This is a genomic window from Xanthomonas sp. 3075, from assembly GCF_014197275.1.
Lineage (GTDB): Bacteria > Pseudomonadota > Gammaproteobacteria > Xanthomonadales > Xanthomonadaceae > Xanthomonas > Xanthomonas campestris_B.
This window is the reverse complement of sequence record NZ_JACIFI010000023.1, coordinates 1-14183: the sequence shown is the minus strand read 5'-3', so window position 1 is coordinate 14183 and position 14183 is coordinate 1. Positions and strand designations below refer to the sequence as shown.

The 14183-nt window shown below is 63.5% G+C and carries 9 protein-coding genes; 1 reads left to right on the top strand and 8 read right to left on the bottom strand.

Going from position 1 to position 14183, the window contains the following annotated elements; genetic code table 11:
- Positions 1 to 2 precede the first annotated feature (2 nt).
- From GGR62_RS17630 to GGR62_RS17600, 7 genes are all read right to left on the bottom strand, one after another.
- On the bottom strand, positions 3 to 1346 hold the full coding sequence (locus GGR62_RS17630) for a sigma-54 dependent transcriptional regulator (protein WP_184409140.1): 1344 nt from the start codon (positions 1344 to 1346) through the stop codon (positions 3 to 5).
- Between the two features lie 108 nt (positions 1347 to 1454).
- Positions 1455 to 2690 (bottom strand): FtsX-like permease family protein, encoded by a 1236-nt coding sequence (locus GGR62_RS17625; RefSeq protein WP_184409139.1) that lies wholly within the window; start codon positions 2688 to 2690, stop codon positions 1455 to 1457.
- A gap of 1 nt (position 2691) precedes the next feature.
- Complete coding sequence (locus GGR62_RS17620; protein WP_184409138.1) at positions 2692 to 4020, bottom strand: ABC transporter permease; 1329 nt, start codon at positions 4018 to 4020, stop codon at positions 2692 to 2694.
- A gap of 42 nt (positions 4021 to 4062) precedes the next feature.
- Positions 4063 to 5283, bottom strand: a complete 1221-nt coding sequence (locus GGR62_RS17615) for an FtsX-like permease family protein (RefSeq protein WP_184409137.1) — start codon at positions 5281 to 5283, stop codon at positions 4063 to 4065.
- A gap of 54 nt (positions 5284 to 5337) precedes the next feature.
- Positions 5338 to 6639, bottom strand: coding sequence for an ABC transporter permease (locus GGR62_RS17610; protein WP_184409136.1), 1302 nt, complete (start codon positions 6637 to 6639; stop codon positions 5338 to 5340).
- Between the two features lie 12 nt (positions 6640 to 6651).
- Positions 6652 to 7371, bottom strand: coding sequence for an ABC transporter ATP-binding protein (locus tag GGR62_RS17605; protein WP_184409135.1), 720 nt, complete (start codon positions 7369 to 7371; stop codon positions 6652 to 6654).
- 162 nt (positions 7372 to 7533) lie between these two features.
- Positions 7534 to 8805 carry an efflux RND transporter periplasmic adaptor subunit gene (locus GGR62_RS17600; RefSeq protein WP_184409134.1) on the bottom strand — a complete coding sequence of 424 codons (1272 nt, stop codon included), beginning with the start codon at positions 8803 to 8805 and terminating at the stop codon, positions 7534 to 7536.
- Positions 8806 to 9008: 203 nt separating this feature from the next.
- On the opposite strand from GGR62_RS17600, the gene glmS reads away from it, so the two are divergent.
- Complete coding sequence (gene glmS, locus GGR62_RS17595; protein WP_184409189.1) at positions 9009 to 10838, top strand: glutamine--fructose-6-phosphate transaminase (isomerizing); 1830 nt, start codon at positions 9009 to 9011, stop codon at positions 10836 to 10838.
- Positions 10839 to 11030: 192 nt separating this feature from the next.
- On the opposite strand, the gene GGR62_RS17590 is transcribed toward glmS, so the two are convergent.
- Positions 11031 to 13382 (bottom strand): hypothetical protein, encoded by a 2352-nt coding sequence (locus tag GGR62_RS17590; protein WP_184409133.1) that lies wholly within the window; start codon positions 13380 to 13382, stop codon positions 11031 to 11033.
- Between the last annotated feature and the right edge of the window lie 801 nt (positions 13383 to 14183).

Genomic DNA, 14183 nt, shown 5'->3' with positions numbered 1-14183 from the left:
ACTCATTCCGAAGTGATGCCGTAGCGGTCCATGCGACGGTACAGCGCCTGCCGGCTCAATCCCAGCTCGGCGGCAGCCTGGGCGATGACGCCCTGGGCGCGCGCCAGTGCCTGCTCGATGCGGGCGCGATCCGGCTCGCCGGCTGCGGGCGCGGCCGGGCGTGGCGCAGTGGTGCGCGGCAGATTCAGATCGCTGGCTTCGATGCGCGCACCTTGCGCAAGCAGGGACGCACGTTGCAGCACATTGCGCAGCTCGCGCACATTGCCCGGCCAGGGGTGTCGCTGCAAGGCATCACGCGCCTGTGTGGACAGCGGTTTTTCGCCGGCCAGGAAGTGTTCGGCCAACGGCCCGATATCGCCGGGGCGTTCGGCCAGTGCGGGCAGGGTGATTTCCACGGTGTTGAGGCGGTAGTACAGGTCTTCGCGGAAGCTGCCATCGCGGATCATCGCCTGTAGATCGGCGTTGGTGGCGCTGACCACGCGCACCTTGGCGTGCCGTTCGCGGTTGGAGCCCAGGCGCTCGTAGCGGCCGGTTTCCAGCACGCGCAGCAGCTTCATCTGCCCGGCCAACGGCAGGTTGCCAATTTCGTCCAGGAACAGGGTGCCGCCGTCGGCCGCTTCGAACTTGCCTTCGCGTGCCTTGTTGGCGCCGGTGTAGGCGCCGGCTTCGGCGCCGAACAATTCGGCTTCGATCAATTCGCCAGGCAGCGCACCGCAGTTGAGTGCGATAAACGGGCCATTTTTTGCCGGCGAGTTGGCCTGGATGATCTCGGCGATCTTCTCCTTGCCGCTGCCGTTGGGGCCGGTAATCAGCACCGGCAGCGCCGAGCGCGCGACCTGACAGGCGAGCGCGATCGCGCGTTCGCTGGCCGGGTCGGCAAACACCGCGCCACGCAGATCGTAACGCTGGGTCAGTTGTTCGCGGCCACGTCGCTCACGCTCGCGACGGCGCTCCAGTTCGCGCCGCGCTTCGGACAGCTCCAGCAGGTTGTTGACCGTGGTCAGCAGCTTGGTGTCGTCCCAGGGCTTGGCGATGTAGTCGGCCGCACCGGCCTTGACCAGGCCTACCGCGCTGCCCAGATGGGTCCAGGCGGTGAGCAGGATCACCGGCAGATCCGGGTGGCGCTGACGGATCTGGGTAAACAAGGCTTCGCCTTCCTCGCCGGAGGTGGTGTCGGCGCTGAAGTTCATGTCCTGGATCACCAGGTCGAACCCCTGCTCGTCCAGCAGCGCCAATCCGGCCTGCGGCGAATGCGCGTGCCGCGCATCGATGTCGTGCAGCGAAAACAGCACCTCCAGCGCAGTGGCCACGGCGGTGTTGTCGTCGATGATCAGGATCTGCGGCATCGGAAGCCTTGTCGGGTTGCGGTCATAAACGAGCGAACGGAGCAAGCAGCACGCATCATCGCAGCCACGCGAGGGATTGTCGTGCCGTTGTCGGGCCGCTCGGATGGCTCATGCCGTGCGCGTGGCCACCGCAGGTGCCACCGCTGCGGCGCGCCGTGCTGGCCATAGCACCGCGAGCTGGCCGAGCAACAACAGGGCCACCGCGCCGGCTGGCACGTACATCGGCGGCAAGCGGACAGCGTCGTAGCGAAGCATCAGCCATTGGTTGAGCAGCAGCGCCAGCAGCATGCCCAACGCGCTGCCGCTGCCGACGATCAGCATATTCTCTGCCTGGAAGTAGCGCAGGATGTCGCGGCGGGTCGCTCCGATGGCGCGGCGGATACCGATCTGCCGGCGACGCTGTTGCACCCAGAAACTGGCCAGTCCTGCGATGCCCAGCGCGGTGACGAACAGCAGGCCCGTGGTGGCCGCAAGCAACAGGCCGATCATCGTCGTGTCGCGCTGGAAATAGCGTGCGCGCACCTGCGCAAAACTGCGTTGCTTGTCGGCGGGGATGATCCGCAGCGGTCCTGATGTGGCAAGCACGACGGCCGCCTGCGCCAATACGCGGCGGCGATCTTGCGGGGCGCTGCGCAACAGATAGTGCGTCTGATTGCCGGTGGGTAGCTGCGGCGACAAGGTGACCAGATGATCGAGCTCGGCCTTGCGCAGTCTCGGCCGCAGCACATCCTCCACCACGCCGACGACCGTGCTTCGGCTCTCCCATCCGTAGAGTGTCTTGCCGACCGCCACTTGCCCCGGCCACAGTTGCTGTGCCAGCGCGCGGGTGATGATGGTCGTGCTCGGCGTGGAGGTCGAGTACTCGGCCGGATGGAAATCGCGGCCGGCGATCAGGCGCGCACCCAGGGCCTGCACAAACCCGGGTGAACCGGTGTAAGCGCTGACATCCACGCAACCGGCAGCGCCGCTGGAACGGAGTGCGATCGCGCGCTCCAATGCGCGCTGATCGGCACAGATGCCGCTGTCGTCGGCACCGCCCGACAGCGGAAGGGTCGCGCCGATCGCGGTGGCCGCCGTGACGCCGGGGATGCCGCGCAGCGCGATCACGTCGGCTTGCCATTGTGCTTGCGCATCGGCCTTGTTGTTTAGGCCGCGCACGGAGATCAGCGATACTTCGTCTTCGGGCAGGCCGCTCGGCGTCCGCAGCCTGTCGACCCGGTCGCCGATCAAAAAGACCGCATTGGTGACGAAGGCGCAGCTGAGTGCCACCTGCAAGGCCAACAGCCCGGCGGTGAGCCGGTGATGTGCCAGGCTGGAAAGCATCGGGCGAAGTGGTACGCGCATCTCAGACGTCCTTGATCTGCAGGGCCGGATTGACGCGGCTGGCCCGCCACGCCGGCAGCAGCCCGGCCAACAGGGCGGCTACGATGGCCAGCACGACGGTGCTCAGCAGCATGGGCGTATCGAGATGGGCCAGCGCGGCATAGTCGTCGGGGCGCTGGCGCACACTCCAGAGCCCTGCCTGGGCAATGGCGATGCCCAGCAAGCCGCCCAATCCTCCGATCAACGCTGCTTCGGTGGCGAACTGCAGCAACACGTGGTGGCGTCGAGCGCCGAGCGCACGGCGCACGCCGATTTCCCCACTGCGCCGCAAGAACTTTGCCAGCAACAAGGCGACCACGTTGATCAGGCAGACCCACAGAAATCCCAGTGCCAACAGCGTCTGCAGGCGCAGGTCATCCGGCACCATCTGCAGGTGCGCCAGCCAACCCATCAGCGAATACAGGCGAGCCGTCTGTGGCGGGCGCTGAAAGCGGCCGCTGGCATATTGGGTCGCGGCGTAGTCGTAGAGAAAACGCTCGTAGGCAGCGACTTGCTGTGGGGTATCCAGCTGCGCCCAGAACTGCAGCCAGCTGGTGGAGGGGCTTTCGAGTTGCTTGACGCCACTGTCGCTGCGCGTCTCCCAATTGCTGATGCTGTTGCCGGTCGCCAGCTCCAGTTCCATCGCTGTCGATAGCGGAACAAAGAATTCGTCCTGGTCACCGAAGGCGCCCTTGCGGCCTGGATCGGCATAGAACAACGGTTGCGGATGCCATGTGCCAATGACACCGACGATGCGAAAGCCGACGCGCTGCTCGCCGATGGCGACCGTCTGGCCGATCGGGTCGCGCGATCCGAACAAGGTGTTCGCCAGCCGCTGGCTCAATACGATCAGGCGCGCATGATTCTGGTCGTCGTGGGTGCTCCAGCTGTTCCCCTGTTGTAGCGGGATGCCGAACAACGTAAAGAACGCTGATGTTGTATAGCGGCCGTTGAGGTCGAGCGGCGCTGTGGCGGCCTGCATCGGCCAGATCAGCGATTGTCCGCTCGCCATTGCCGCCTGATGGACAGCCGGCGCTGCCCGCAGCAAGGCCATTGCATCCGGCCATGTCAGGTTGTCGGAGGGGTCGCCCCATTCCTGCGCACGGGGAAGGTCGGTTGGTAACGGGTCCAGGTGCGGCGTGTAGAGCACCTGACTTTTTGCCGGCAACGGGTCGCGCGACATGACATGCAGCACGGTCAGCATGGTCATGCTCGCACCAATGCCCAGACCGATTGCCAGCACCATCAGTGCGCTGGCAATCGGGGTGCGCCGCAGGCTACGCCACGCCAGCCGCAGGCAATAGCGGAACATCACCGAAGACCTTTGCTGGTGTCGATCGGCATCCGGGTCATCTCACGCGCTACGCGTGGCCACCGCCGGCGGCACCAGCGCGGCGCGGCGGGCGGGCCAGAACACCGCGATCTGGCCCAGCACCCAAAGCAGCAGCGCGCCGATCGGCAGATACAGCAGTGGCAGGCGTGGCAGCTCGTAGCGGGCCATCAACCAGACATTGATCGAGTAAGCCAGCAACATGCCGAGCACGATGCCGACCGAGGCCAGCAGAAAGTTTTCGATCTGGAAATAGCGCAGGATCTGGCCGCGTGTGGCGCCCAGCGCGCGGCGAATGCCTATCTGCTTGGTGCGCTGCTGCACCCAGAAGCTGGCCAGGCCGACAATGCCCAATGCGGTGACGATCAGCAGCGCGATGCACACCGCACCAAGCAACCAGACCATTGCGCGGTCGTTCTGGAAGTGCTTGTCGCGGATCTCGGAGTAGGTTTTTTGTTCCAGCACCAATCTGCTGCCATCCAGTTTCATCAACGCGCTCACGGCAGACTGCAGGACTTCCTGCCGCCGGGATGGATCGGTGACCCGCACGATATATTGTCCATCGGTATACGCGATGCGTATCGGCAGCATGATCGTGTAATCGATCTGGTTCAGGCCATTGGCGGGATTGGGGCGCGCCAGCGTCTGCACAATGCCGACGATCTTCAGTTGCGCTCTGCCTGCGTAAACCGTCTTGCCGACTGCGCTGTGATCAGGAAACAGTTTGTCGGCGGTCGCCTGCGACACAATCATGGCCATCGCCTTGTCATTAGGCATCTTGTTGGATGCCGCATCGTCCATGTATTCGTCTGCGCTGAAATCGCGGCCTGCGACGAGCTGGAGGCCGAAGGTGCCAACCCCGCCCTCACTCACCAGGTACTGCGCTGCGTTGAGCGTGGAGCGCTCCTGGTCGGGCGACACCGATATACCGGTGTTCCAGGAGTAATTCACGAACGGAACCTGGTTGGTGATAATGGCACTGCGCACCCCCGGAACGCTACGCAGTACGGCCAGGTCTTCGCGCGTGCGTACCTCGGCGTTGACTTGGGTGCCAATTCCGCTCAAGCCGATGCTGAGCAATTCGGATTCTGCAATGCCACTGGGCCTTTGCAGCGTCTCGATGCGGTTGCCGATCAAGAAGAGTGCGTTGCAGATGATTGCGCAGGCCAATGCGATCTCAAGCACGATCAATGCTGCAGCCGTCTTGTGCCGACGCAATGTGGAAATGATGGGGCGAATATCCATTGGCAATACCTTCGATAAGAGGCCGGGTCCGATGCAAACCGACGAACGGGGTGATCAGGACGCCTTGAGCTGCAGCGCCGGTGCGACATGGATCGCACGCCAGGACGGCAGCAGGCCGGCCAATAGACTGGCGCCCAAGGCCAGCACGAATGTCAGCAGCAACATGCTTGGATCCAGATGCGCAAGCGACGCATAGTCGACCGGTTGCTGACGCACCGCCCAGAGCCCAAGCCACGCCAGGCCCAGTCCGGCGATGCCACCCGCCAGGCCGACAGTTCCTGCCTCCACCAGGCACTGCGCGAAAATCGCGCGACGAGAGGCGCCCAGCGCACGGCGTACACCGATCTCGCCGCTGCGCCGCATGAACTTGGCCAGCAGCAGGCCCACCGTATTGAGCAGGCAGACCAGCAAGAAGCCCATGGCAAGCCATACCTGCAGACGCACGTCGCTGGGAACGACCTTTTTGTATTCCAGCCATTCCATGACGTTGCGCAAGCGCGTGTTGTTGGGGCGTTGGAAGCGTCCGGCAGCGCGTTGCTGGTCGGAATAATTTTCCAGGTAGGCCTTGTAGTCACCCGCTTGCGCAGGGCTGTCCAGTTCGACCCAGTACTGCAACCAGCTGCAGGATGCATTGAGCGAGGTTTGATCGCTGTTGTCCCCGTCACCAAAACAATTCATGCTGCCGTAACGCTCCATCTTCAGGTCAATGGCCACCGAGAACGGCAGGTAGGCCTGCTCGTCGGAGCCGTAGGCGTTGGTGAGGTCGTAGAACCGGGGGTTGGGCTGCCATGCAGCGAGTACACCGACGATGCGAAACGTGGCTCGATTGATGCGTAGTTCGCGGCCGACGCTGTTGGCCCCGTCGAACAGTTTTTCGTTGAGCGTCCTGGTAATCACCACAACCCGCTCATGCCGCTCGTCGCTGGCGGCCGACCACCCTTGGCCGTACAGGAAAGGCGTGTCGAACATCGGGAAAAAATCAGCCGAGGTGTAGCGGGCGTCAGACCGAAAAGCGCTCAGGTCGCTCCTGTCTGGCTCGATCGCAACCTTGCCGCCGGTCATCATCGCCTGGCGCTTGGCGCGCTTCTCGCGCAGTAATGTTTCGGCATCGAAGCGCGTGAGTTGGCCGTCCGGCTCTTCGCCCGGTTGAAAGCCGGCCTTGGGTTGTGGATCGACCAGTACGTTGAACAAACGATCGCTCTTGTGCGGAATCGGATCGCCGGACAGCACATAGAACACCGTCAAGGTGGTCATGCTGGCGCCGATGCCGAGCGCGATCGCCAGCACCATCAGTGCGGTGAGCACCTTGTTGCGGCGGAAGCTGCGTAGCGCCAGATTGAAGTAGTAGCCGAACATGGGGTCTGCCTCTTACTCGGCCAGGGTGGATGCGCCATCGCGCGTGCGCATCAAGGCAGGATTGCGTTCCAGGTCGGTGGCCTGGCCATCGACGATATGCACGTTGCGCTGCGCGCGTGCGGCCAGTTCCGGGTCGTGGGTGACCATCACGATGGTGGTGCCCTGGCTGTTGATCTCTTCCAGCAGCTCCATCACCCCGCGTGCCATTTGCGAGTCGAGGTTGCCGGTGGGTTCGTCGGCCAGCAGCAGGCGCGGGCTACCGGCCAGCGCGCGCGCGATGGCGGCGCGCTGCTGCTGACCACCGGACAGCTCGGTGGGGTAGTGCTTCAAACGCGAGCCCAGACCGACCTTGGTCAGGGCTTCTTCGATGCGCTGCTTGCGCTCGGCCGCCGCCATGCCGCGATAGCGCAGCGGCACATCGACGTTGTCGAACAGGTTGAGATCGGGAATCAGATTGAAGCCCTGGAAGATGAAGCCGATCTTGCGGTTACGCAGGCGCGAACGCGCGTCGTCGGACAGATGGCTGACGTCTTCGCCGTCGAGCAGGTATTGCCCGCTGGTGAAAGTCTCCAGCAGCCCGGCCAGGTTGAGGAAGGTGGTCTTGCCCGAGCCGGAAGGGCCGGTGACCGCAACGAATTCGCCTTCGCGCACATGCAGGTCCAGCGAGCGCAGCGCGTGCGTTTCCACCTGTTCGGTACGGAAGACCTTGGAGACCGATTGCATCTTGAGCATTGCCGAGTCCTTGCAAAAAAGAGGAGTGCGAACGGGATTCAGGGTGGTCAGCAATGCGTGGCGAGCAGTCGCCAGGCGGTTGCGGACGCGGAATCTACAGGTGTTACATGAGGCTTCCGGGCACCTGTCGCACGGCGCGCGCGGGCAGATGGATCGCCGCGCTCAGTGAACGGTGACGCGTGGTGCATCGCCAAAGTTATCCGCGCCCGACACCACCACACGGTCGCCGACCTGCAGCCCGGACAGCACCTGCACTTCGCCCAGGCTGCTGACGCCCATGCGCACCGGCCGGCGCACCGCCGTGTTGCCGTCCATCACGTAGGCGTAGCTGCCGCCGGATTGTTCGACGAACGGGCCGCGCTCGACCTTGAGCACATTGCGGCGCGTGTCCATCACCACGCGCGCGCTCATGCGCTGGCTCTGGCGCAGGCCGGGCGGCTGCTTGTCGGTGAAGCGGATACGTGCGGTGACTTCGCCATTGACCACTTCCGGCGATACCGCCGAGATGGCGCCCGGAAACGGCTCGCCGCTGCCGCTGGTGAGCTGCGCGGGCATGCCGATCGCCAGATCGCGCGCGAAGCTTTCCGGCACCTTGATCTCCACTTCGAAGTTGGACAGATCCACCACGCCCAGGATCGGCGCGTTAGCGGCGACTTGTGTGTGCTGCACCGCTTGTACCTGGCCGACCTGACCATCGAACGGCGACAGCAGCGTGAGCGCATCCACCTGGCGCTGCACCTCGGCCACTACCGCGCGTTGGCGATCCGCCAGCAGGCGCTTGTTGCGCGAATCCAGATCCGCGCCCTGGCTCTTCAATGAGGCATCGCGCTGGGCGTGCTGCAGGTCGATGTCGGTCTTCTTCAAGGTGTCCTGCGCCTTGGCCAACTCCACTTGCGGCACGGCGCCACCGTCATAACCGCGCTGGTAGCGTTCCAGGTCGCGTGCGGCTGCCTGCTTGTCGATCTTGGCCTGGTCGGTGAGCCTGCTGGCGTTGGCACGCGCCAGGTTCGCGTCCAGGGCGGTGCGGCTGGATTCGGCTTCCAGGCCGGCCAGCGTGGCCTGCTCCTGCGCCAGCTTGCTGCGCAGCTCGGGGCTGTCGATGCGCGCCAGCTCCTGGCCCTGCTTGACCACGTCGCCGGCCACCACGCTCAGCGTCACCGTGCCGGCGGAGATGGCGTACAGCACCGGGCTGTTGGCGGCGATGACGCGGCCATCGGCGGCGATGTCGCGCACCAAGTCGCCCTGGCCGACCGTGGCGATACGCACCCGGCCGGCATCGAACGAGCGACTGCCGGCGCTCCATGCGCTGACCGCCCAGCCGATGCCGGCCAGCACCGCCACCACACCGATGCCGGGCCACAGCCAACGCCGCCATGGCGCGCCCTGGGCGGGTGTACGGAGAACCTGATCCTGGGCAGAAGTATCGCGAATCATATCGGCTGGCTTGATGGCGTCACTGCGATCAAGCAGAACCTGTGCCAGTTCTCAATTTGTTGAAATACATGTGTTTTGTGCGCCAGCTGCCGGTGTCCGCGATGTCCGCGGACACCGGCGCGGACACGCTGTCCGGGCACGGTCATGGAGTGGACAAGATCGGACACGCTAAACTGAGTGGCTTATTTCTGAAGGGTTGGCCTATGTGCGGCATTGTTGGAGCGATCGCCGGGCGCGACGTGGTTCCGGTCCTGATCGAAGGACTCAAGCGCCTGGAATACCGCGGCTACGATTCTTCCGGCATCGCGGTACTCGATGGCGCGCAGGTACGCCGCGTGCGCCGCACCGGACGCGTGGCCGAGATGGCGCAGGCGGCGCAGGCCGAGCAGTTCGGCGCGACGCTGGGCATCGGCCACACGCGCTGGGCCACCCACGGCGGTGTCACCGAGGCGAATGCGCACCCGCATATCAGTGCCGGCGTGGCACTGGTGCATAACGGCATCATCGAAAACCACGAGCAGCAGCGCGAGAAGTTGCGCGCGCTCGGTTACACCTTCGAGTCGCAGACCGATACCGAAGTCATCGCGCATCTGATCCATCACCATCTGGCCGATGCGGGCGATCTGCTCAGCGCACTGCAGCGCACGGTGAAGGAACTCACCGGTGCCTACGCGCTGGCGGTAATGAGCCAGGCCGAACCGGAGCGTTTCGTCTGCGCGCGCATGGGCTGCCCGTTGCTGATCGGCGTGGGCGAGGGCGAGAACTTCGTCGCCTCCGACGTCTCGGCCATCGTGCAGGCCACCCGCCAGGTGATCTTCCTGGAAGAGGGCGACACGGCCGAATTGCGCCGCGACGGTGTGCGGATCTTCGATGGCAACGATGCGCCGGTCCAACGCCCGCTGCATCTGTCGGATGTGTCGCTGGCCTCGCTGGAACTGGGCCCGTTCCGCCACTTCATGCAGAAGGAAATCCACGAGCAGCCGCGCGCGCTTGCCGATACCATCGAGGCGGCGATCGATGCGAAAGGATTTCCTGCCTCTTTGTTCGGCGCGCATGCCGAAGCGGTGTTGCGCGATATCGAAGGCGTGCAGATCCTGGCCTGCGGCACCAGTTACTACGCCGGCATGACCGCGCGCTACTGGATCGAGGCCATTGCCGGTTTGCCGTGCAGCGTGGAGATCGCCAGCGAATACCGCTATCGCGCCGCCTATGCCAACCCCAAACATCTGATCGTCACCATCTCCCAATCCGGCGAAACGCTGGACACGATGGAGGCGCTGAAATATGCCAAATCGCTGGGGCATCTGCACACGCTGTCGATCTGCAACGTGCCGGAAAGCGCCATCCCACGCGCCAGCGAACTGGTCTGCTACACGCGTGCCGGCGCCGAGATCGGGGTGGCCTCGACCAAGGCATTCACCACGCAGCTTGCGGTGCTGTTCCAGCTGACCATGGTGCTGGGCAAGTTGCAGGGGCGCATCAGCGCGGCAGAAGAAGCCGATTATCTGGAACAGTTGCGTTTTCTGCCTGGCAGCGTGCAGCACGCCTTGAATCTGGAGCCACAGATCGTGGCCTGGGCCGAGCGTTTCTCACCGAAGCAAAACGCGCTGTTTCTCGGCCGTGGCCTGCATTACCCGATCGCGCTGGAAGGCGCGCTCAAGCTCAAGGAAATCTCCTATATCCACGCCGAAGCGTATCCGGCCGGCGAGTTGAAGCATGGCCCGCTGGCGCTGGTGGACGCGGCGATGCCGGTGGTGGTGATCGCCCCCAACGATCGCCTGCTGGAAAAGGTCAAGTCCAACATGCAGGAAGTGCGCGCGCGTGGTGGCGAGCTGTTCGTGTTCGCCGACCAGGACAGTCACTTCAGCGAATCCGAAGGCGTGCACGTGATCCGCACCCCGCGCCACGCCGGCGTGCTGTCGCCGGTGATCCACACCATCCCGGTGCAGTTGCTGGCCTATCACACCGCGCTGGCACGCGGCACCGATGTGGACAAGCCACGGAATCTGGCCAAGTCGGTGACGGTGGAGTAAGCGCGGCGCGTCGAAGGGCTGCGCTCATTGCACGATGGGCGCACCCAATGCCCGGAATCCTGCCGACGACTGCCTGCTACGGTGTGTTATCCACTCCACGCTGTGGGTGCAGCGCGCTGATTTGCGCGCGTGAGGCGATGAGCCGGTACGTTGCGACCCAAGGGGCACGCAACGTACCGGCAAACATCCGCGTTACGGCACCACCAGATTGCCGTTGTCCGGGCGTGGCTCATTCATGATGACCGGCGACGTTTGCCCGCTTGCCGTACGGTTGCCTCGGATCAATGCGTCCTTGACGTTTTCGTTTTGAATGCGGACCTCCGGGGTGATGTTGTTCTCGATCAGCGAGTTCTTCACCCGATCCCAAAGGCCCACGCTGCCAGTTGCGCCGACAGCGAAGCGGTTATTGCGGATGATGCCGGTGTTGGTGACCGCATCGGTGTACCAGGCGTTTTCTCGATTGCCTTCGCTGATCATCAGGTTGCTTCCCTGCAGGTTGAATACTGCCGTCTGGCCACCGATCGAGGACGGGTTGGCAACCGCATCTGCAGTAATTTCATTATTGAGCATCTGCGAATGCCAGCCTGCCAGTAGCGAGTTGGCATCGGTATAAAACCCGGTGGGCTGCACGATTCCAGCACCAAAGCGATGCAGCCGGTTGTATGCATGGATGACGTCGGCGGATGGAAAGAAGTTGGTGATCGGGCCAGCGCCACCATGGTCGTTATTGACGAACAACATCCGCCCATTGGTCGTCACGATGGTGACGATGGAGCTCTGGTCGGGCGGGATGTCCCATGCACGGTCCAGGTTCACGCGGTTGCCCAGCGGCGATGCATTGCCCATCAGGTAACGCATCTGGCCGGCGCCCTTGCCGGAGACAATCATCACCGAGTTGCCATCGGGATCGCACAGATACGGAACGTCTTTTGCATTGCTGGCCAACGTCAGCGTCGTGCCAGAGCTGGCAGCGACCTTGCCAAGATAGTTGCCGATGCCTTCGTCCATCGTCAGCTGCCAGGTCTGCTGCGCATCCTGCGGATACTGGCTGGCATTGTCTGCGTAATACACATCACGACCAGGCGCAGCAAAGCCCAGTTCCGACGGCGTCTTGTGGTACGGCGCACCGGCGGAGATGTGCTGGTTGTGCGTGATGAGCGCGTTCTGCACATCGTGATTGAAGGTCAGTGCCAGCTCGTGCCAACGCAGTGTGTTGTTTTGCACGGTGGCGCCGTACACATGCTTATCCATGGTGATCGGCTTGCTGGCGGTGATGTCGTTTCCGCTGATCTGCAGGTTGGAGATATTGCTCGCCTGGATGCCGGTCGTCAGCGGCCCGCTGGCCGTGCGATCGGTTTGCCTGCCGAGGGTGAGCCGGATATCGCGCACGAAGGGGACCGAGCGCAGATCCGTCAGCGGCATATGCTCGAACACGATGCCGGTTCCTTCGCGCATGGCGGGCGCTTCGATGGCCAGGTCGCGTATGCCAAACAGGTTGGTGGCCCAGTTGATCTGCTGATCGCACTTGGGTTGACGTGGCGGCGTGTAAAAGATGCCGTTGCCCTTGAACAACGTGGTGTTATTGGCAATCGGAAAGGACAGCACCGTGGCGTCCTTGCCCGCGCCCGCGATCACCACGTGGTTAGGAATCGTCTGATTGAATCCTTGTGCGTATTGCTGCGACAAGGTGTATCTGCCGGCGGGAATCGACACCACACCGCCGTTGGCCGCGCAGGCGAATGCTGCGGCAAAACTCGCATCGTCCGGTGCGCCATTGCCGATCGCCGGGGCCACCCTGCACTGGATGTTCGGCCAGTTGGTCGGATAGGCAATGCTGACGGTGGTGATGGTGCGACGTGGAGCGGTGCGATCTGCGCCGACACCGAAATTCTGATAGCGGCTCCATGCGCTTGGGCCGCCGGAGCCGTTATGCAAATACAGCTCGTAATCGCCTTCGGGCATGTCGGCCGGAATGGCGAAGCTCTGTGCGTACATGCCTTCTTTGGGGTTGGATTCGTCGGCGATCAGGATGCGTTGCACGGTGCCATTCCTGACCAGCGCAAGCTGCACAGGCTGGGTCGATGCCGACATCCTGCCCAATGCGGTGCCGAACACATTGAGCCTGCCACGCGGCGATGCACCACTGCCGACATTGCCCTGCACGAACCAGATGTCCGGGGCATTCACCAGCGTCGTCGCACCCGCACCGTTGCCGGTGACGATCTGATACGCGTAGACGCCACGCGCGATATCGGGAAGTTGGAACTTGAGCGATTGCTCGGTAGCCTGGATCGGAGTCACGCTGCTCCAGCCATTGTTGGCGCTGTCTGCTGTCTCCAGCGGATTGCCTGCCGCGCTATCGTCGAGCCGGGTAAGCCGCACTGTCGCGGTGGGACTGATGTTGCCGCCGCTGACTACCACCGTCTCGTCGCGATCGACCGGTTGTGATGCCCAGAACGTGATCGCGGTGCCGGCAGGTACTTCTGCCGGGCCTGGATAGGCCGCAGATGCAGGAGAGATCACCGCGCCTGCGCGTGCACGCATGCCGGGCGCGCCTGATTGTGGCGACGCATCGCCATCGCTACTTGAAAGGAATAGTGTCGATGCGAGTAACGCAATGAACGTGGACGTTTTTACAACCATCTCGAATGACTCCTGATACGGAAGCGAACATCTTCCGGAAGGCGCGAGCGCGCGCAAAACACGCGTCGTGATCTCGCATGGCAGTTTTGCGGCCGTCGATGGAGGAAGGCACAGGCTGGGCGTCATGCATGCGCATGTTGCCGTTGCAATCGCAGAACTATGGTGTCCAGTTGCGTGGGGCTTGCCGGGCAGCGGCCATCCTAGAGATACGCACGCGTTTGAATGCGAACAGGGATCACACAGTTGGGTTCGTTTGACGCCAATGTCTCACGGCGCGAGCCAAGTCACTTTTTCGGACCGATCATGCGGTGGTGAAGGTTTCGCCAACATGCCGAGGCATCGGTATAGCGAGGTGGGACAGAACCGCACGGTCATTGCGATGGGGATGCGGTTTGATGCCACTGGCATGGTGCATGCGCCACCAGCTGGCCTACCTCGTGACAGGAGCCGTGTTGTGTGCCTTGTGTTCCAGCGGTATGTGCAAGTAAGCGGCGCGTCGCGGGGGGTAACATCTCCCGTCTCGCTGCAAGGATGTCGCAAATGCGGATGGCAATGGCTCCTCGCTATCGATTGCTCAGGATCGTGGGCACTGCTCGCGTTAGGGAACCTCTGAACAACGCACCACAGATACGCGACACTACCCGCATGATGTTGAGGAGTGATCCATGCAACTGACGTTCGGTGACGCTGAGGGCCTGGGCA